The organism is Chitinophaga sp. W3I9 (assembly GCF_050434025.1).
Taxonomy (GTDB): Bacteria; Bacteroidota; Bacteroidia; order Chitinophagales; family Chitinophagaceae; genus Chitinophaga.
Map to the genome: position 1 here is coordinate 6562471 of NZ_JBNPWC010000001.1, position 20697 is coordinate 6583167.

The following is a 20697-nucleotide window of genomic DNA, read 5'->3' on the forward strand; positions in this document are numbered from 1 at the left end:
ATTGTGGTTTAGTTATTTACAATTACATTTTTCAGCCGGATGGTGCGGATACCGAAACGTGGTATCGCCAGGCGGATGATTGTTTTGCCTGCAGTCTGCCGTTGTTGCAGGGTTTCCACTGCCTGTCCATCCAGTTGTTCTATAACAGCCTGCGCCGCTTTACCGTTGAAAGACAGTTGCTGCTGACCGTTATTTCCACCCGCATTGTACAACCTGATGAGCAAATCTTTTCCATCAATCTGCAGGGCGGATACCTGCCAATGATCATCCGCTGCCAGCAGGGAAAAATCTTTTCCACCGGTGGCAGGCAATACCTGCAGTGGTTCGCACCAGCGTGCTTCCTCATTGGGGATGGCGCCCGTTTCCCAATTGCCTTTATGCGGAACGATGGCATAATTCACTTCTGTAGGGCCGGTAATATCATAATTACGTCCCCAGAGCGCCCTGCCTGCATATTGCAACGTAAGACCCAGCGGATAATCCTTTCCATGCACATAACTGGTAGTATGATCGGTAAACAGGGCCAGTCCTGCGTTGCCATCGGTTACATCCACCCAGTGGAGGATGACATTATTTTTAATGCTGTCCCAGCTGCTGAAGAAAGTATTTTCCAACCGGCTATTCGTTACATCAAACGGTGCATCTTTACTGAGTTTTTGTGAAGAGAGAGAAAGCGGGAACAGCACCTGCAGTTTGCAGCTATCGTTATAAAATGCTTTGTGATATGCTTCCGTACTATAGTTGTTAGCCTGAGAATAGGCGCCTATGCCGGGATTGCCCTTCCAGTTTATGGTTACTTTCATATCTATTCTTCGCTGACCATTGGTAAGTGTAAGCTGTTGTGTAAATGGGTGACCGGCAATAAAACCGTTGATTTCCGCCGACACGCGGGCTTTGTTATTTTCAGTAATGCGGATAACCGCTACCGTATCCATGCTGGAGCGCCAGGCGCCTTCCTGGTAAAAGTATCCCCTGAGTTCATTGAACCCGCGATTGCTTTTTGTGTCTACCATTTCTTTGCCGGTGGCTTTAACTACCAGGCTGGTGATAACGCCGCCTTTGGCGGGGTCTATTTCTACGCGGTATAAGTCTGTTTCCAGCAGATAGCGTCCTGTTTCCGGACGGGTATCTTTTTCTGTACCTGTTATTTGCTGCAACCTGTAAACGCTGAATCCCATTGGCGGCACGGAAACTTTAACGGATCCCTGCGCTGTTTGCACCTGTCTTCCTTTACTGTCTGTTACTTTCCAATTGCCACCCGGTAAATCAATCCATTCTTCGCGGCGGCGTGCAGTGGTATTCAACACGCGTATAAAAGCAGCGCCGTTATTATTTTGTTGCAAGATACTGTCACTTACAGCGATGGTGTTATCTGTCCAGTGTTGTACTTTATCGATCCAGGTATCATCCTTGCTGCCATTGTAAGGCACGATCCAGCAGTCGTGATGCTGGGCCAGCAGCAGTGATTTCCAGGCGGTATCCAGTTGTTGCTGCGGCCATGCAACATGATCACATAGCGTGGCAATGGCGGCATATTTTTCTGCTGCTATCAGTTTATTTTCTGCTGCTCTCACCTGCTGTGCAATACGCTGTAATACCTGCGCACCCCATACCAGGCTTACCTGGATGTCTTCCTGGCTAAAGCGCCATGAGGGCACATTTGTTTTGCCGGCCACGCTGCCGATATAATTCCGCCACGTTTCATACTGTGCATTATCTTTCAGCCAGGGGCCGTTGCGCCAGCCGGCATCCTGCAGGCACATGCCCACGGGATTGGCGATGCCGGCGGCCCGTGCGGATGCTAAATATTCTTTGCTGTTGTTCCAGGCGGTAGTTTGCCAGGTAGAATTGGGTAATAAGGCTTCCGAACTATATCGCGGCACGGTTAGCAGCCGGCTGCCATCGGGGCCCTGCCAGTTAACCAACTCTCCGCCAAATGCGCGGGTGTAGCCTCCCCAGCAGGTATTCGGATTTTTCAGGGATGCATATTTAAATCCGAACGAGCGGAGTACCTGTGGCAGAGCGCTGGTAAAGCAGGGTTCTTCACTTGAATAAGTAGTGAACCGGGCGCCGGGAAAATGTTCCCTTACTTTTTGTATGCCATAGCTGAACTGGCGGATCATACTTTCACCGGAGCTGGTGTAGAGATAACTCTGACCATATGCCGGGTTCACATATTCTATGCGGCCGTTGTTGGATTGATCGGCAAATAATTGTTGGAAAACCGTATATGCTTCCGGTTCACGGGTCTTCACCATATCCCAGGTTTCCGGTTCTATTTCCAGGTTAATTTTCCAGTTAGGGTTTGCCTGCAGCTGGCTGTTTATAAACCGGGTGTATCCTACGGGATAGTGCCCGTAAACGCCGCCATGATAGCCATCAATAAAGTAAGGCTGCTGGGCAAAAGATTCCTGTGCCGCAGCGGTGAGTAAAACCGCCAGGCAAATAGTCATTCGTTTCATGCTGTTGTTAAAGGGCCAAGTCCGGGTTTTTCTGAACTTCAGCTAATGGTAATGGAAATTGAAAATCAGTTTCTTCGAAGCTCCGCAGGTGGTTGGGTGCTTTGTATCCGACGAGGTTAGTCATGCGGCCGCGTGCCACATCAAAGGCTTTGCGGGTACGCAGCATATCGTACCAGGTCTGGAATTCAAAACACAGTTCCCAATATCTTTCCCTGAGAATATCATCTGTTGTTAAAGCAGCAGGCTTAGGCGCTGCCGGGAATGCCCGGTGGCGTACCGAATACCAGGCGTCGATAGCCGCGGCATCGGATGTAGTGCCACCGTCGATTACACTTTTTGCTTCTGCACATAAAAGCAAAATATCCGCGTAACGTATCAGGGGAAAGTTAGCTCCTGAGCGGCCGGTTTTTTCTGCTTCCTCATCCCAGAATTTGAAGATATAAGGTTCGGAGAAAAAGATGGTTTCGGCCGGGTTGCCATAACGCGGGTATTTCGTATAGAAGAAAGCCTTTTCCTGTTTGCGTCCGTCGTCTGCTGCATACGAATCATAAAACGCGGGCGCTGGCGCCATGGCCCCACCATAGGCGGGTTGTATAGAAACCGGCTGACCGGGATATGGAAGATAGGCCCAGTGAATGTTGCTCACCGCCACCGTAGGATGGCGCTGCAGCATAAAAATATGCTCCCGGGTATTTTGCACCGCGGGGTTACGCAGATCGCTGTATTGCTCAAACAGGGAAAACTGGTGGCTGTCGATTACTTCCATCGCCTTGTCATAGGCCTTCTGGTAATAAGGCATTCCTTTCTGCAACGGATAACCGGCCATGGTGATGTATACTTTTGCCAGCAAAGATTTTACGGCGCCCAGGCTTACATGCCCGCTCTGATCCGTCCAGGGGAGACCGGCATTTTCTGCTACGGTAAGGTCCTTCACAATCTGTTCATATACGGCTGCTTTCGGCGAGCGGCGGATTCTTACATCATTAATATCTTTTGTGGTGGTGAGTTTCAGGGGAATGTCGCCAAAAAGCCGTACTGCCTGGAAGTAATACCATGCCCGCAGGAAATGCGCTTCACCGAGGTAACGCTGCTTGGTTAATTCATCTACCACCAGTGTTACGCTTACGTTTTCAATCACGCTGTTACAGTTTTCCACCGGGTAATAAGTAGCGTTCCACCATCCCTGTAATTTTGAGTTTGCATTATCGAGCCGGTCTAACCGCAGGAACTGGTCATCTTCAAAACCTGATGGCCGTGGCCGGCGGCTATACCCTGTGATATATTCCAGTGAATACACCGGGCTAACGGCTACGCCTATATTAGCCACGAAGGGAGTAGCGAGGCCGTCGTAGGTACCGTTTACCGCAGCGCTCACCTGTTCAGGTGTTTTGTAGTAGTGTGTGAGGCTGAGAGAACCCGAGGGTTCCTCTTCCAGGAATTTGTTGCAGGAAGTAATCAATATGATCATCCCCAACAGCACCAGTTGTTTCATATTTCAATTCCTTTATTCAGAATGTAACATTTAATGTGAACGCCAGCGTTTTTGCTTTCGGGTATTGATACATATCCACTCCCTGGTTAAAGTCGCCATCGAATGAAGATGCTTCCGGATCATATCCTTTATACTTTGTGAACAGGAAATAGTTTTCTGCGCTGACGCTGATGGCGGCTGACTTTATATGATACCGTGCGAGCCAGTCTTCCTTTAGCCTATAGGCCAGTGCGATATTGCGAATGCGCAGGAATGTTCCTTTTTCTATGTAATAACTATCCATTTCATTATCGAGTCCATCCTGCGGCAGCCGCAGCGCCGGGTTCATGCCGCCCTGTTGTTCCGGCGTCCAGGCATTGAGCAGGCTGCGGTAGCTGTTGATGGTGGGTGCTGCATTTTCCATGAGCATCCTGGTAAAGTTTGCCAGGCTGTGACCATAGATCGTTTGCACATCTACCAACAGCGAAAAATTTTTATAGGTAAACGTGTTACTCAGGCTTGCTTCAAAATCGGGCATACCGTTACCAAGTACCGTCCGGTCGTTGGCATCTTTCACTTTATTATTATTCCGGTCTGCGTATTTCAGATCGCCAGGCTTTTTGCCATAGGCAGCAGCTTCCGTTGCTTCCTCTGTACCCCAGGTACCCAGGCGGCGGTAGCCATAAAATTCATTCAACGGCCGTCCTTCCATGATGCGGCCACCCCAGGGATACATGATATCGCCATTCAGTTCCAGTACGAGGGAGCGGTTCATGGAATAGATCAGGGAAGTGTTCCAGGAGAATTGTTTGCGCCGGATATTGTTGGTAACAAGCGACAGTTCAACACCCCTGTTACGGATAGAACCGATATTGTCAAACACGCCCTCATAGCCGGTGGTAGCCGGCATCAGCCGGTAATACAGCAGATCTTTTGTTACGCGGTTATAAACGTCGCCGGTAAATTGTATCCTGTTGTCCAGCAGTGAAACATCGACCCCGATATTCAGCTGATGGGCTTTTTCCCATTTAAGATTTTTGTTACCCAATGCTTCCAGCATAACTGCGGGCGCCGCCTGGCCATTGAATGCCACCTGGCCGCTCCGCAGCCTGTCTTGCGTTACATAATCGCCGATATCCGCATTGCCTACGATGCCGTAGCTGCCACGTATCTTCAGGTCGTTGATGCTGCGCACATCCCGGAGGAAAGGCTCCGACGACAACCGCCACGCGCCCGAGAAACTTGGGAAGTATCCATACACATTATTGGCTCCGAAGCGCGAAGATCCATCTGCACGGAAAGAAAATCCCAGCAGGTAACGGCTGTCGTAGTCGTAGTTGAACCGCATATAATACGAGTTCATTGCTGTATTGCTTGTTCCCGACTGCGGCCGTTGCGGTACCAGTCCTGTTTGCAGGCTGTTATACGAAAAGAAATCATCGAAGAAGCCTTCGCTTCCTGCCTGCGTGTTCATGTTCCCGAAATAGTACCAGCTGGCGCCTGCCACGGCAGTGACTTTATGTTTGCCAAACTGGTTGTTCCAGGTCAGGTAATCTTCCGAAGTCCAGGAGCCGGAATTACCATTTGCCCGTGTGGCTACTCCCTGTTGCGTATCCGAATATCCGCGGATATCCCGGCCGGAATAATACAGGTTGTAGGTGGCGCCTGTTTGTCCGCTCAAACCCGCTGTGATATGCAGTTTGCTGTTCAGGCGGATGGTAGTGATCAGGTTGCCCATGGTATACGTGCGGCCGGCCACCGATTTTACTTCCTGCATAAGTCTCACCGGGTTTTCAGAATCCTCTGCACCGGGATAATCTCCTTTGCGCGAATACGTGCCATCTGCATAGCGTACCGGCAGGAAGGGCAGAAATTCATATATCTGGCGTACGGCATTTAATCCGAATGTATTGATGTCGACATTATTCTGTTTGGCTGCCCCGCTGTTGATGACCGCCTGTACGTGCAACCATTTTGTGACGTCCCAGCCGAGGTTGATAAAGCCATTGATCTGCCGGGAGTAGCTGTTGATCAGGATTCCCTGCTGGTCGTTGTAAGACAGGTTGACCAGGGCGGAGAAGCCATCCTTTCCGGCAGACAGTGACAATGAATGTTCGTGGGACACTGCCAGGCGGCTTGCTTCCTCCTGCCAGTCTGTATGATATTTAGGCGAACCGTCTGTATTAAAAAGTTCATCCTTCCGCGGAAACTGGCGGGTAGGATCGAGATGCGGCGCGGTGCGGCCAGGCAGGTATTCATATTCCCGCTTAAACATCTCCAGTGCTTCTTCTGCATTCATCAGCTGTACTTTGCGGGCCAGTGCGCCAAAGCTGAGGGTGTTGCGGAATGAAATAGCCGGGCTGCTTTTTGTGCCTTTCCGGGTGGTGATCACGATCACGCCGTTAGATCCTCTTGCACCGTAAATGGCGGAGGCAGCGGCATCTTTGAGCACATCCACCGAAGCCACAATATTCGGATCAAGGATCAGGGGATCTGCGCCCACAATGCCGTCTACCACATACAGCGGACCGTTGTACGCGTTGATGGAACCGGTCCCCCTGATTTTTACGATAGGATTACCGCCGGGTTTTCCGGAGTTCATCATCACGCTGACACCGGCTACCTTTCCTGCCAGTCCCTGCATGAGGTTCATGGTGGTAGCACGTTCCTTTAATACATCGCCGCTCACGGTGCCTACCGCTGTGGTAAGTTTCTCCTTGCTGGAAGTGCCGTAACCGATCACCACTACTTCTTTGAGTGATGAATATTTCGCCAGCATGGAAACATAGAGCATATTGGCGCGTTCCACGGGAACTTCCTGTTCGCCGAAGCCGGGAAGGCTGAAGCGCAGGGTATCCCCCGGATCGGCATGTATGCTGAAGGAGCCATCCGGCTCTGTTACGATACGTGGCGGCGAACCTTTCTTCATGACATATACACCCGGCAAGGGGTTGCCGTTGGTATCCGTCACCTTTCCTGTTAATACCGAAGCCTGGTTCAGTGGCGGCGCTTCCTTCCGGGTGATGAGGAGGTTCCTTCCACGCAGTTCATATTGCAATACGGATGGCAATAATTTCAGCACCTGTTCCACCGGAATATTCTTTTTATTGATCGTTACTTTTCCACTTTTTGCAATTTCCGACGGGTTATATACAAACCGGAATGTGGTGGAGGCTTCCACCTGTTCAAACACTTTATCGAGTGTTTCATTCACAACATGTATATCTACCGTGGTTTGTTTCAGCTCTGTTGTTGTTCCGGATTGGGCCATCATCCGCGGCGGGTACAGGCAACACAATGCCAGCACCAGGCAGGCAAGCCACCTGGGCGTCATGTGCACGCACTCCGCTGTTTTCACTTTCATAACTTGAAATTATCACGCCACATGGCTGATCCTTCCGGATTATTTAGTTGGTTGACTTTTTTTGTAAACCAGGTATTCGTTTTTGCCCGGCGTTTGCCGGTAGCTAAACCCATAAATATCACACAACATGCCCAGTACGTTTTTAAACGGTACGTTGGCATCGAACCGGGCGGTGAGCAATGAGCTGGCAATTTGTTCGCTGGCAAACCGGATACGTACGTCGTAACGGCGTTCCAGTTTTTGTGCAATATCGCGGAACAGCGCTTTCTTAAATATCAGCTGACCCTGTGTCCAGGCGCTGACGTCTGCCGCAGCGATGTTGCTTGTTTCCAGCTGATCTTCCGCAGCATGGTATATGACCTGCTGATTGGCCCCCAGCGTGGCATGGTTGCGCTGACTGTTTCCAATGGCGACCTTTCCGCTGGCTACTGTTACCGTTACTTTTGCATCCGGCGTGTAGGCGTCGATGTTAAAGCTGGTACCAAGTACATTGATATGAAGCGTGCCGGCATGCACCAGGAAGGGAGCGCCTTGTTTGGGCGCTACTTCAAAGTAGCCTTCTCCTTCCAGCCAGATCTCCCGGCCTTTTGTTTCTTCATACCGGAGTTTACTATCTATATTCAGCCATACAATGCTGCTATCCGGCAGGCTGACCTTCTTGATGCCTTTTTTACCGGTTTGTGCTGTCACACTTGCAATGGGCATTCCCTGCTGAACCGGTTGTTTCCGGGTCAGGAAGAAGGCGCCTGCGGTAATGAGCAAAGCCACCGCGGCGGCTGCGGCCCACCAACGAACAGACCGGTAGCTAACCCGTGGCTCCGCAGCTTCCACCTGGCGGCTGATGCGCAGGAAGATCAGCTGCTCCAGCGCGGTGCGTTGCTCCGGGCTGAATTGCGCAGTGAAGGCCGGATCATTTTCGAAAGACCTGTACCAATTGTCCACCTCACTGATTTCAACATCAGTGGCTGTACCGTCCAGGTATTTATCCAATAATTCTTTTAACCGGGTGTTGTTCATATCCATAGTCTCTCTAACATTAGACACCTGAAAAATGGCTTACCGCCATCACGATTCAAAATAGTTTGACATTTGCACTCCACAGCAGCAACAGCGATACCAGGCACCAGAACAGGATGTAATGATATTGTTTCAGGTGAGCGCGTAATATTTTCAGGGCTTTCACCATATGTTTCTCTACGGTGTTCACCGAAATATTCATTTGCCGGGCGATGTGCTGGTACGACAACTGCTCTCTCCTGCTCAGGTAAAATACTTCCCTGCATTTTTCGGGCATGCTGGCGCAGGATTCATCTATATGCCGCTGCAGTTCTTTTAATTGCAGCGTGCTGGCGGCGTCTGACTGATAAAGACCGCTATCATTCAGTACATGCTGCTGATAGGTGTTGCGCACCAATTGTGAACGGATGGTATTCAGTATCCGGTTTTTCAGTGATGTATGCAGGTAATTGCGGAGCGATGTGTTAAGAGAAATGGTTTCCCTTTTCAGGTAGAGGTCTACCAGCAGGCTTTGCACCAGCTCCATGGCCGCTTCCTGTACTTTTACACGCCGGTAGGCGGCATCCAGTAACTCCTGCCAGAAGCGCCTGTACACATCCTCAAACGCTTCCTTGTGTCCCTGTTTTACAAACAGGAACAACTCTTCATCTGTATACGTGGAAAAATCTTTTCGCATCGACATGAATTCGAACTACGGGCTAATTTAATCGTTTCAGTACGAAATTCTTCATGTCGGTACGAAAATATCGGCAGCCGTATTTTCACCGGTCGCTCAGCGAGAAAGGTTTGTCGGCATCGGCGATGCCCCGGTTGACAGCCGGTTTATTACCCATTTCCAGCAGCAGCACACCGCCATTAAGGATATCTGCATGCCGGAGCCAGTTGTGCGGCCACGGTTTACCGTTGAGAACCGCCGACTGGATATATACATTCTCCGGGCTGTTGTTATGGGCTTGCACCACAAACTGCTTCCCGTTTTCAAGTGTTATTGTCACTTTCGGGAACAGCGGACTTCCGATCACGTATTGATCCGTGCCTGGGCACACGCTGTAAAAGCCCATAGCGCTCATTACGTACCAGGAGGACATCTGCCCCTGGTCTTCATCCCCGGGATACCCGTTTTCTCCTGCATTGTAAAGTTGGTCCATTACTTTCCGCACATGCGCCTGTGTTTTCCAGGGCTGGCCGGCATAGTTATAGAGATAGATCATATGTTGCACCGGCTGATTACCGTGTGCATACTGGCCCATGTTGGCGTTTACCATTTCCGTCATTTCGTGGATCGTTTGTTTGTAAGCGCCCACGTTCACTTTATTGGGGGCGCTGAAAACGGAGTCCAGTTTTGTGATGAAGGGCGTATTTCCTCCCATCAGGTTAATCAGGCCTTGTACATCATGAAATACGGACCACTGCCAGTGCCAGGCATTCCCTTCTGTATAGGGGCCGCCCCATTCATACGGATCAAAGTTTTCCTGCCAGTTGCCATCCAGTTTACGGCCGCGCATAAACCCGGAGAGGCTGTCGTACTGATTTTTATAATTATACATGGTGCGGCCAAAAACGTACTGATAAAAATTGTTGCCAGTCAGCTTGGCTAGTTGATACCCGCAGAAATCGTCGTATGCATATTCCAATGTTTGCGAGGTGCTGCCCTGTGATTCGGGGAAGCTGACATATCCCAGCTGATAGTATTCTTTCCAACCGGCGCGGCCGTTGGCGCCGCCCCAGGGGCCTTTGTTCATGGCTTCATGATAATAGACGTCCAGCGCTTGTTTGGGATCGAAGGTGCGGATCCCTTTCACCCATGCATCTGCCAGCAGGGAGATGGCGTGATTGCCGAGCATGCCGCCTGTTTCGCCGGGGAACGACCAGGCAGGGAGCCAGCCGCATTGTTGCTGCGCATCCAGCAGCGCCTGCATGTAGCGGCCTTCCATGGTGGGGTGCAGGATGGTGTTTAGCGGGAACTGCGCACGAAAGGTATCCCAGAAGCCGTTGTCAGTGTACATGTACCCGTTATGTATCTTTCCATCGTACGGACTGAAATAATAAGGGGTTCCTTTGCTGTTGTATTCAAAAAAGATATGTGAAAAAAGATTGGCGCGGAAAAGGCAGGAATAAAAAGTGGCTTTGTCTTTTTCCGTTCCGCCTTCCACCCGTACCCTGGCAAAGAGCGTGTTCCATATTTTGGCGGCCGCCGCTCTTGTTTGTTCCAGCCTGGTGAAGGGTTTCAGCTCCTGTTGCCAGGTGAGTTCCGCCTGCGCGGCGCTGATATAGGAAGAAGCTACCCTGGCCTGTACCACTGCACCATTCTTAAAACGGATAAATGCACCTGCGCCTTTCCCTTCGGCCGACAGCGTATCTGCGAAGATCCTGTTATTGGTATTTTCCCAGGTGCCGCTGGCTTCGAAAGGCTGGTCGAACACGATCACAAAATAGTTACGGAAGCCTTTGGGGATGAAGCGCCCGTTGGTGACGTACCCGGTAATTTTTCTTTCTGCCGGAAATATTTGTACGCCACTCAGCGCATCATAGCCATCCAGCACAATGTAGGCGGGTTTCTTTGCCGGGAACGAAAAGCGCAGATGTGCGCCTCTTTCAGTAGGTGATAATTCCGTGGTGATGTTATTGACGAAAGTTACCTTGTAGTAGTCGGGGCGGGCTACTTCATCCGCATGACTGAAAGCTGTGGCGCGCTCCTCTTCTCCTACTGCCAGTTTACCTGTTACCGGCATCAGGCTGAATACGGCGTAGTCGCCCACCCAGGGGCTGCACTGGTGCGTTTGCTGGAAGCCGCGGATGGTGGTGGCTTTGTACTGGTACTTCCAGCCGTCGCCGTTTTTACCTGTTTGGGCAGACCAGGCATGCATACCAAAAGGCAGCGCCGTGGAAGGATGGGTATTGCCATTACTGAGTGAGAACTCCGAATTGGTGCCCTGTAGAGTATTGGCGTAGGCCACCAGTTCTTTTTGCTGCGCTGCGGTGGCGAGGGAGAAACTGCAAAATAAACCGGTAAAAAACCGGCGTGTGTTTTTTATACGTGGTAGCTGCATTGCGTGGTAACGGCTTTTAGATTAGACACGCAATGGAACAGTTACCGCCATTTAGTACTTGTTTTTTGAAGAAATATTTTTAAAGAGCAGCGGGAAACAGCCTTCATGTACTGGAATTACAAACCCGTTTTCCCTTCCAGCCAGAAACCGGCCGTAAATATTCTGCCGCTGATATTATTATTCTTCAGTACTCTTCTAAAGGTTTGAACTGACTTTACATTTCCGGTAAGAATGTAGTTAGCCGTGAGCCAATCGCCAGCCCTAAAAATCGCCAGGTCGTTTATCCACTGCTCATTCCTGAAGTGATTGTTTTTAGGAAATACTGTGTAGTTCTCCAACCCCAACAGCCGGGGTACCTGTTCGTTTGCTTCATCCAGTTCAAAATAAAACTGAAACTCGTGATTGTTCTTTTTCAGGTACGGTTGAAAAGACACCGCCACGCCCAACGATGTTTCATCGCCAAACAACAACTGCTTTTTCACCGCCGGATCATATTGCTTTTGCCCTCTTGGCATGCTGACCCTTACCTGGTCACCAACGGTTAGGCGATCCATAAAAAGACATCCTGGTGCGGCACCGTGCAGGTGAAAAATAATTTCCAGGATACCATTTTCAACATCGCTGAATGATACCGAGTAATTTCTGTATTCCGTATCACTTACCCTGATTATAACGGCATAGCCTAACTGGAAATTCATCCCTGAAAGATTCCCTTTAAACCGTATCTTTTTTATGTTCGGATTGATATAATTTGTTTCCATTACCTTCATTAATGGAAACCTGGATCCCAGCAAGCCTTCCATTGCGTCGCCTAACCATTTTGCTGTTCTTGGCATTTTACACAGTTTATTATAGCCTGCAAAGCAAGGCTATATTTCTGCCGGGAACAATGGCAATAGAAGTGTAGTTGCTGGACTATTCGAGGTTTTTTTTCCGGAAAGCTATCGCCGTCATTCCCGTTACTTTTGTAAAAAACCGTGAAAAGTAGGCATAGTCGTTGTATCCCAGTTCGGTGGCAATTTCTTTAACAGACTTGCCGGAATGGCAGATCAGGCGTTTCGCCTCCAGTATAATGCGTTGCTGAATATGGTATGAAACGGGAAAGCCGGTGGCATTCCGGACACATTCATTCAGGTAAGGGGTGGAAATATTCAATGCGGTCGCATAGTCGGAAGGCCGTTTGACCCTGGCGAAATCGCGTTCCAGTAATAATTTAAATGCTTTTGTAATAGTATCGAAGCGTGAAAGTTTGCCGGCTGAAGCCGACTGCTCCAGGTATTGCGAAACAATCAGGGCTACCAGTGTATTGCAGGCGCCTTTAAGCAAAGATGGGTATAACTTATCCTGTTTTCTTTCAAAAATATTTATACATAGCCATATTGCCTGGCTTACAATTGAAAAGCTACTTTTGGTTAGTGACAAAGGCTGTGCAGGAACAATTTGCTCCAGCAATTCCAGGTTTTGGGAAGTCAGGTTTTCGTTAGTGATCCCCAGCAGGTAAACGTCTGTTTTCCCGGATTTTACAACCCGGTGCACCTGGTTAGGATGGACATATAACACATGAAATGCCTTGATATGATACTTTTCCAGGTCAATTTCGATATGCGCCGTTCCTTTTTCCACCAACAGGAAAAAATGTCCATCGTGCCTGTGCGGCCTGTGGGCTGCATGGTAGGACAGCAAATTGCCGGACGATATCTTTCCCACGACAACTCCGGGGTCCAATGCGGCTGCAAACGGATTTACAGGAATTGACCTTACTTTCTTACCCATTGTTTTTAAATTTACCGGGTAAAGATGATTATGCCGGTTTGGATCCACCGGAACCGGGCCTCCATCAGGCGCCGTATTCTTCCTTCAGCTTCTTTTCAAATATAAACGGCACAAACGGCAGGAACGATCCCACGAAAAAGCCGGCCACCCTCATGATGCTCCATCTGTACTTAATCCAGCAGGAAAGCAGGAGTACAATAAACAGGATAAATAATACGCCATGCAGCCACCCGAAGTACTTTACCGGTTCAGGCACAGAGAAGAGGTATTTCATGGGCATGGCCACAAATAATAATATCAGGTAAGATACTGCTTCGATTAATGCTGTTTTACGATATATGTTTATCATCTTAAAAATTTCAAAAGATCAATTAAAGTGAGGGCAAAGATAAGTGAAGATCAGATCCGGTTAATGTTATTATCGATTCGGATGTATTGGGGGCCAATATCCCGGTTATTTCCCTGATGCTTCATCAATGCCTCAGCCCTGCGTATGTCATGGACTATCCATGCACTCCTCATGCACTCACCTCGTCTCCCTAATATTAATATATTTTAAAAACACTCCTTTTACGGGGCTAAAATTGTTTGTAAGAGATCATAACAATATTTATCTTCGCGCCGTAGCCTTGAATGCAATCATTAGTATTTAACCCTTTTCAACAATAAAAAACCTTTATTATGTCTGTTTACGCACGATTCGGTTTCGTATGCGCTTTGACGATGTCATTTGCGTTAGCCTCAAATGCTCAATTGAAATTAAACACAAAAACACTGGGCGCCGGCGCCAAAGCAGTGAAAGCAGCCACCCTCACAGATGACGATGTGATCAGGTATACCAAAGAGTATATCCAGTGGATGGATGAGCACAACCCCGTTGCTCCTGCAGATGATCCGATGGCACAGCGCCTGAAAAAGCTAACCGATCATGTTACCGGCTACGAAGGCATGAATCTTAACTTCAAAGTGTACCTGGTAAGGGATATCAACGCCTTTGCCTGTGCAGATGGCAGTGTGCGTGTATGCGCCGGGTTATTACAAACCATGACAGACGACGAAGTAATGGGCGTAATAGGCCATGAAATCGGGCATGTAAAAAACAAGGATTCCAAAGATGCGTTCAAAACAGCGCTGATGACCTCCGCGCTGAAAGACGGTGTTTCTTCACAAGGCGGCGCTGCCGGCACCCTGAGCGATTCACAGCTCGGCGAGTTGGGAGAAGCGGTTGCTAATTCTGCCTATTCCCGCAACCAGGAAAGCCAGGCTGATAACTATGGTTACGAATTTCTGAAAGCGGCCAAGCTCAATCCCTGGGGCATGTCTATGGCTTTCGAAAAATTGTGGAAGGCATCACAGGAAAGCAGTGGTGATAAAAAGAAAGGCTCACAATTATTCTCTTCTCACCCTGATACAGAAAAAAGAATGAATACGATGGCGGAGAAAGCGAAGAAAGACGGGTTTGAAAAACCTGTTGTAGCAGCGAAGTAATTATTTTTTAAGAAGATATAGCCGAAGGGGATTAGTGAATCCCTTCCGGCTATATTAAAGTTCAGGATGTTGCAGTTCCCGCTGCATGGCGTTCTTAGTTGCACTGTCGATCAGCTTTTCAGGCAGCAGTGATATCAGAAAAGTTTGTATGGCATGAGGCCAATAAGGCATAATACTTTTTCTGCCACAACCCACAATGGCCAGCACGTGCTTTGCATAGGTGGCCGCGGCCGGCCGCATAAAGGTGACGGGCTTTTTATTTGTCCCGGTGTTTACACTACCTGTTATCAATGAAATCACTTCCACATTTTCTAATTCACGCGCCAGCGAAATGGAAAAGGCATTGTTATATGCCTTTGAGCCTGCATAAACCGCTAAATAAGGTGGTGGAAACAAGCCCGCATAAGAAGAAACATTTAATATAAGCCCGGGTTTTCCCAGTTGTGGCAGCAAGCTACGGGTTAGCTGTGAAGGAAAGGCCATGTTGAGCGTAATTGTTTCATCAATTTCCCCGGCGGAAAAATCAGCCAGTGCATTCATCGGTCCTATTCCTACATTATTCACCAGTACTGTTACGGGCAAATGCTCAATTTCTTCCACATTTACCCGGCTTTCCCTGCTACCATCATGTAACAGCAGTACTACCTGGCACTGCGGGTAAGCTGTTTCAAGGTCCATTTTCACTGCCTGCAATTTTGCTTCGTTTCTGCCGTGTAAAACGATATTAAAGCCTTTCCCTGCCAGTGCCACGGCGATTGCTTTCCCGATCCCATCAGTTGCGCCGGTGACCACCGCAAAGGCGCCCGGCTTCTGATATTTTCTAAGATCCGAACGGCGGATATAAGGATAAATGAATTTTATCGTCCTGTATAAAAGCCATAAGAGGCATATTATTCCAACCGTAAAAATGATTTGATTGCCCATCCGTTATTTTCCTGCAAAGTTAGTCACAGCTATGCCCTGGTAAAATGGATAGATAGAGGGAACCATTGGATTATTTGCGGCTGTTGCGGCGGAATCGCGATGGCGACTGCCCTTCTGCATGGGAAAAATAGCGGGTAAAGTAAGCATGGTCAGTAAACCCCAACTGGCTGGCTATTTCTTTAACGGATGCATTGGTAGCGTACAATAGTCTTTTTGCTTCCATGATGATAGTTTGTTGTATCCAGAAACTTACGGTAAGTCCTGTTGTTTGTTTTACGGCATCATTCAGGTATGCAGGGGTTATATTTAATGAGGTAGCGTAAGCGGAAGTAGTTTTATGTGTTTTAAACTGTTGCAAAAGCAACCGTTTAAATTGCTGTGTTAAAAGATGTGTGCGTGATAAAGGGACCTCCCTATTTTCCTGCCTGCGATAGGCAGAAGCGAACATCCCAACACAAGCGCTGATCAACGAATGTATTACCTGTGGCATAAAATCCAACGGATGGCGGTTGCGCACTATGGATGCCAGCAATTCAATGCTATCATCCAGCGGAGTACTTTCTAAAGTGGATATGGTGATGGGGGCATTCTGAAAATAGTAATCATCAAAAATGCTCCGGTAATCTTCTTCTACAAAATTAGTATCCAACGTAATCAGCCACGCTTCCGTGTCATTGTTTGCCGTAACGCCATAATGAATTTGTCCTGGCAGTACGCATAATACCGCGCTTTCGATTAACGCTACTTCCTTAAAATCTATCATGACCGTACTTCTGCCTTTTTTTTGAAAGATAAACAGGTAATGGTCATCCCGGCGGTGTGCGGCTTTCTTGTAAAAGTCCTCCTTATTCTGCGTTCCGATAAACTTGTTGATGCTAATCTCCTGGTCTGTAATATCTTTCAGCGATTGTATCAGAATGTTCCCGGTCATTGGAGGCTTTTTTCCGGCTAAAGCTATAATAAAAAAACGCAACCGGCAGGGTAAAAATAATGACGAAAGAAGACGAACCCTGCCACAGCCCAATACCCACTTCAGGGAAAAAATCCTGCAATCTGCTCAACCTGTTCCACAACACAGCATCCCATGCTTTTGGCCGTTAATGCCGGAAAAGCTGGTGATTACGATACAGGTATCATTTATGCAGTGACCTGAAAAAAGCCAGGAAGTATGTTTATAAAAGCAGCATTAAATGGTTCCAGGTCCAAAGCAGACCATCCGAATGTTCCGGTTACGACAGATGAATTGGTGGAAGCCGCTAAAAGCGCCGTTCTCGCCGGCGCAGACGCCATCCATTTCCATGTACGTGACCGCAACGGTAAAGAAACCCTGGAGCCACTCTTTGTAAATGAGCAGGTAAAAGCAGTAAAGGCCGCCGTGCCGGAAACTCCTGTGGGCATCAGTACCGGCGCCTGGATAGTACCGGATATCGATCAGCGGCTCGCGTATATCCGTGAGTGGGAAGAACTACCCAACTTTGTATCTGTGAATGGGCATGAAACCGGTTTTGAACGTATTGTACAGGCCATACTGGACAAGAAGATCGGGGTGGAAGCGGGACTTAATTCCGCGCAGGCAGCAGCGAATTTCAGCGGCAGCGGATTATTGAACGAATGTTTCCGCCTGTTAATTGAACCGCAGGAGCAGGACCTCAACGCAGCGCTGGCAATGGTGAAGGCCATTGAAGACAACCTGACCGGCAGGCAACCGCATCAAACGGTGGTATTGCATGGTTTCGACAGTACCTGCTGGGAACTCCTGAAAGTAGCCAAGTATAAAGGTTACGACCTGAGAATAGGATTTGAAGATACCTTACTCGACCCATCCGGCGCTATTGCAGAAAGCAATGAAGCTCTGGTAAAGGCAGCATTTCACTATAGTTGATTATTTCTTTTCCAGGCTCAGCACGTTGGCGCCCAGTGGTTCTTCAAACACGCGTTCCAGTTGCTGCGGATGCACTATAACAGTGATCTCCAGCGATCCGGTGCCAACGGTGCCACCTAACATATGTCCGCCGAAGGCGTTAAAATCTTTATCCGTAACCGTGCCATGCGTATGCAGTGACACTTTCCCTTTCTGCCATGCAATAGACCCGTTCATGCCGGACAGTTCCATATTACTGAATTCTTTGGGCTCGTACTTTTTCGTTTCCCTGTTAAAATACCCAAAGGTGGCGTTCACAAATCCGAAGCCGGTGAAACTGGCGGAGGGAATCTTTTCCTTTTCTGCAAAGGCCTCCAGTTGCTTAAAAATATCATCTCCCTGCCGTAATACCATGAGGTAGCCGGTATTGGTTTTGATATAGCGGGCGGTATCCTGCGCAGTAGCTGTAGCCATGACGAATAAGTTGATGATGAGTAAGGTGCATATTGTTTTCATAATAACAGGCATTGCATTTAATATGCCATCTGTACGCCCTCGGAGGTCATCACCACCCGCTTCATGGTATCATCCGGATTGTAGTAGAGGTAGTCGATGCACACTGAGCGCCGGTGGCTGCCCCCGTTTTTCAGTCCCCCGTTGTGATAAATAAAATAAGACCTGCCGTTAAAATCCAATATCGCCGGTCGGTTAGTTTCGCAATTCCCTGCCAGCTCATTTAGTATCCCCTTAAATTCCCACGGACCTTCCATGCTGCGGCTCATCGCATATGCCACTCTCTCCGGCATCCCGTAACCATAGGACAGGTAGTACCAACCATTGCGTTTATGCAGGTGCGCGCCTTCCTCAAATCCCGGCAGGTCCAGTGTTTTAATCGGTCCGTCCAGTTCCGTGAGATTGGATTTCAGCTTTGCATAAAAGCATTTCCCATTACCCCAGAAAATATATGCCTGCCCGTTGTCGTCTATCATCACCGTTGGATCGAGATTGGCTTTTTCGTGCACACCCGCTGGCAGCATATCAAGGGTAACCAGCGCTGATCCGCGGGCATCTTTAAACGGACCCTCCGGATGTGTGGCCTCTGCCACACCAATGGCTGATCCCTTAATAGTAGCGTGGGCGGTGGCTACATACCAATAAAATTTATTATTGTGCGCTATTACTTTTGAGGCGTAAGCATTGCCGCTGCCCCATGAAAAATCGGTTGCTTTTAATGGTACAGGATGTTCCGTCCATTCCGTGAGGTTGTTGGATGAGAAGCAGAGCCACTCATTCATTACATAGGCTTCCGTGCCTACCGGCGCTTCGTCGTGGCCGGTGTACAGGTATATAGTATCATTGTGGACCAGTGCGGTAGGATCGGCAGTGAATTTATGCCGGATTATTGGGTTTTGATGAGGTAGCATGATCTGCGGGTTTATTTTTCTGCAGATTTGATATCGATAACTGTGCCATGGGGAATCTTACTCGAACACAAAGTTCGTCGCCGGAAAAGCCTGACGTAAAACCCATGGAGTACATCTACCCCATTGTACCTGTTATATCAGACAGAACACTCAAAGTATGATCCGTACTGCTGAAACAGGCATCTGCGGAGCAAATAAATCAAAGTTTCAATTTTGCCGAAATTACCTCAACTTGCAGCCTTATCCAGCACTATAAACATTGGACTCAGCAAACGAAAAAAACCTTAAAAGGGGATTACAGAACAGGCATATCCAGCTGATTGCGCTGGGCGGCGCCATCGGAACAGGTTTATTCCTGGGCATAGGCCCGGCGGCGGTGCTGGCGGGACCTTCTGTTATTTTGGGCTATGCCCTGGCCGGTATTATTGCTTTCTTTATTATGCGCCAGCTGGGCGAAATGGTAGTGGAAGAACCGGTATCAGGTAGTTTTAGTCATTTTGCCTATAAATACTGGGGCTCATTTGCCGGCTTTTCTTCCGGGTGGAATTACTGGATCCTTTATATCCTGGTGAGCATGTCGGAGCTGACTGCTATTGGCGTGTATGTACATTTCTGGTGGCCGGAGATCCCGTTATGGTCTTCCAGTCTTTTTTTCTTCATTGCTATTAATGCGTTAAACCTGAGCTCAGTAAAAGTATACGGAGAAGCAGAGTTTTGGTTTTCCATCATAAAAGTAGTGGCTATCATTGCCATGATCGTTTTTGGAATTTATTTGCTGATAAGCGGAAGTGGCGGCTCACAGGCCAGCATCCGGAATCTCTGGAACGATGGCGGATTTTTCCCGCGTGGATTATTGCATGCCGATGGTAAAGGTGGTTTCCAGGGATTGTTTGCAGCCATTGCCCTGATCATGTTTTCCTTTGGCGGGCTTGAACTGATTGGTATCACTGCTGCAGAAGCAGACCAGCCGGAAAAAACAATCCCCAAGGCTACCAACCAGGTGATCTACCGTATCCTGATCTTTTATGTTGGCGCACTTGTGATCCTGTTTTCTTTATCACCATGGAAAAGTATTACTACAGACAGCAGCCCGTTTGTAATGGTATTTCAAAGCTTAAAAGGATTCCGGTTTTCCTTTTTGGGTAAAACCATCTATTTCACCAGCCTGATTGCAAATGTGTTAAATCTGATTGTTTTAACAGCGGCACTTTCCGTTTACAACAGTTGCGTATACAGTAACAGCAGGATGTTGTATGGCTTGTCGAAGCAAGGCAATGCACCCGCTTTCTTATCTCAGCTAAATAAAAACCATGTACCTGTAAAAGCAATCCTGGTATCCGGTTTATTTGCTGCTATTTGTATTGTGGTAAATAAGGTGATCCCTGAAAAAGCGCTGGAAGTACTGATGTCGCTGGTGGTATCTTCATTGATCATTAACTGGCTGATGATCACCGTAGTGCATCTTAAATTCAAAAAGAGCAAACGGGAAGCGCAGATCCTGACAAAGTTCCCTTCCTTTATTTACCCGGTGTCCAATTACATTTGCCTGGTGTTCCTGGTGGGCATCCTGATCCTGATGTGGATAACGGGAATGAAACTGCCGGTAGAACTGATCCCGGCATGGGTGGTGTTTTTGTATGTGTGCTTTTTACTGGTGAAGAGGAATAAGCGGAGAAGTTAATAGTTATCTTCCATAGAACACCTTACAAAGGATAATCTCCAGCAATCATATATTAAAAAACATAATAAATAATTCAACTAACCAATTTTGAACAAATTTATATAACTTAGTATTCTGCTTTAAAGCTTATCCTCAAAAAATTTGACCATTCTGCGTGTTTGAACCTATATCTAACATCCCTA

The 20697-nt window shown here is 48.2% G+C and carries 16 protein-coding genes; 3 read left to right on the plus strand and 13 right to left on the minus strand.

Annotated elements, in window-relative coordinates; all coding sequences use genetic code 11:
* Positions 1 to 8: 8 nt before the first annotated feature.
* The 9 genes from QFZ51_RS26650 to QFZ51_RS26690 form a co-directional block, all read right to left on the minus strand.
* Positions 9 to 2462 (minus strand): glycoside hydrolase family 38 C-terminal domain-containing protein, encoded by a 2454-nt coding sequence (locus tag QFZ51_RS26650; protein ID WP_429050469.1) that lies wholly within the window; start codon positions 2460 to 2462, stop codon positions 9 to 11.
* A gap of 7 nt (positions 2463 to 2469) precedes the next feature.
* Positions 2470 to 3954 (minus strand): RagB/SusD family nutrient uptake outer membrane protein, encoded by a 1485-nt coding sequence (locus QFZ51_RS26655; protein WP_429050470.1) that lies wholly within the window; start codon positions 3952 to 3954, stop codon positions 2470 to 2472.
* 16 nt (positions 3955 to 3970) lie between these two features.
* On the minus strand, positions 3971 to 7297 hold the full coding sequence (locus tag QFZ51_RS26660; protein WP_429050471.1) for a TonB-dependent receptor: 3327 nt from the start codon (positions 7295 to 7297) through the stop codon (positions 3971 to 3973).
* A 39-nt stretch (positions 7298 to 7336) separates the two neighbouring features.
* Complete coding sequence (locus QFZ51_RS26665) at positions 7337 to 8320, minus strand: FecR family protein (protein ID WP_429050472.1); 984 nt, start codon at positions 8318 to 8320, stop codon at positions 7337 to 7339.
* 49 nt (positions 8321 to 8369) lie between these two features.
* Positions 8370 to 8990, minus strand: a complete 621-nt coding sequence (locus tag QFZ51_RS26670; protein WP_370908037.1) for an RNA polymerase sigma-70 factor — start codon at positions 8988 to 8990, stop codon at positions 8370 to 8372.
* Positions 8991 to 9075: 85 nt separating this feature from the next.
* Positions 9076 to 11364 (minus strand): GH92 family glycosyl hydrolase, encoded by a 2289-nt coding sequence (locus QFZ51_RS26675; RefSeq protein WP_429050473.1) that lies wholly within the window; start codon positions 11362 to 11364, stop codon positions 9076 to 9078.
* A gap of 116 nt (positions 11365 to 11480) precedes the next feature.
* The gene (locus tag QFZ51_RS26680; RefSeq protein WP_429050474.1) at positions 11481 to 12200 is read right to left on the minus strand and encodes a hypothetical protein; all 720 of its coding nucleotides are present in this window, start codon (positions 12198 to 12200) and stop codon (positions 11481 to 11483) included.
* Between the two features lie 79 nt (positions 12201 to 12279).
* Complete coding sequence (locus QFZ51_RS26685; protein WP_429050475.1) at positions 12280 to 13137, minus strand: helix-turn-helix domain-containing protein; 858 nt, start codon at positions 13135 to 13137, stop codon at positions 12280 to 12282.
* 64 nt (positions 13138 to 13201) lie between these two features.
* Positions 13202 to 13486 carry a DUF3817 domain-containing protein gene (locus tag QFZ51_RS26690; protein ID WP_429050476.1) on the minus strand — a complete coding sequence of 95 codons (285 nt, stop codon included), beginning with the start codon at positions 13484 to 13486 and terminating at the stop codon, positions 13202 to 13204.
* A 404-nt stretch (positions 13487 to 13890) separates the two neighbouring features.
* Here QFZ51_RS26690 and QFZ51_RS26695 point away from each other — a divergent pair, with 404 nt between their 5' ends.
* Complete coding sequence (locus QFZ51_RS26695) at positions 13891 to 14625, plus strand: M48 family metallopeptidase (protein WP_429050477.1); 735 nt, start codon at positions 13891 to 13893, stop codon at positions 14623 to 14625.
* A 54-nt stretch (positions 14626 to 14679) separates the two neighbouring features.
* On the opposite strand, the gene QFZ51_RS26700 is transcribed toward QFZ51_RS26695, so the two are convergent.
* Positions 14680 to 15549 (minus strand): SDR family oxidoreductase, encoded by an 870-nt coding sequence (locus QFZ51_RS26700; protein ID WP_429050478.1) that lies wholly within the window; start codon positions 15547 to 15549, stop codon positions 14680 to 14682.
* Between the two features lie 70 nt (positions 15550 to 15619).
* Entirely contained in the window at positions 15620 to 16480 is an 861-nt protein-coding gene (locus tag QFZ51_RS26705; RefSeq protein WP_429050479.1) for a helix-turn-helix domain-containing protein, read from the minus strand.
* 237 nt (positions 16481 to 16717) lie between these two features.
* Between QFZ51_RS26705 and QFZ51_RS26710 the strand changes: the two genes are divergently transcribed.
* The gene (locus QFZ51_RS26710) at positions 16718 to 17431 is read left to right on the plus strand and encodes a 3-keto-5-aminohexanoate cleavage protein (protein WP_429050480.1); all 714 of its coding nucleotides are present in this window, start codon (positions 16718 to 16720) and stop codon (positions 17429 to 17431) included.
* Here the strand turns inward: QFZ51_RS26710 and QFZ51_RS26715 are convergent, their stop codons facing one another.
* Positions 17432 to 17926 carry a PPC domain-containing DNA-binding protein gene (locus QFZ51_RS26715; protein ID WP_429050481.1) on the minus strand — a complete coding sequence of 165 codons (495 nt, stop codon included), beginning with the start codon at positions 17924 to 17926 and terminating at the stop codon, positions 17432 to 17434.
* Between the two features lie 17 nt (positions 17927 to 17943).
* Positions 17944 to 18834: a glycoside hydrolase family 43 protein gene (locus tag QFZ51_RS26720; RefSeq protein ID WP_429050482.1), complete on the minus strand. Its 891-nt coding sequence runs from the start codon at positions 18832 to 18834 to the stop codon at positions 17944 to 17946.
* 259 nt (positions 18835 to 19093) lie between these two features.
* On the opposite strand from QFZ51_RS26720, the gene QFZ51_RS26725 reads away from it, so the two are divergent.
* Positions 19094 to 20515: an amino acid permease gene (locus QFZ51_RS26725; RefSeq protein WP_429050483.1), complete on the plus strand. Its 1422-nt coding sequence runs from the start codon at positions 19094 to 19096 to the stop codon at positions 20513 to 20515.
* Positions 20516 to 20697: the final 182 nt, after the last annotated feature.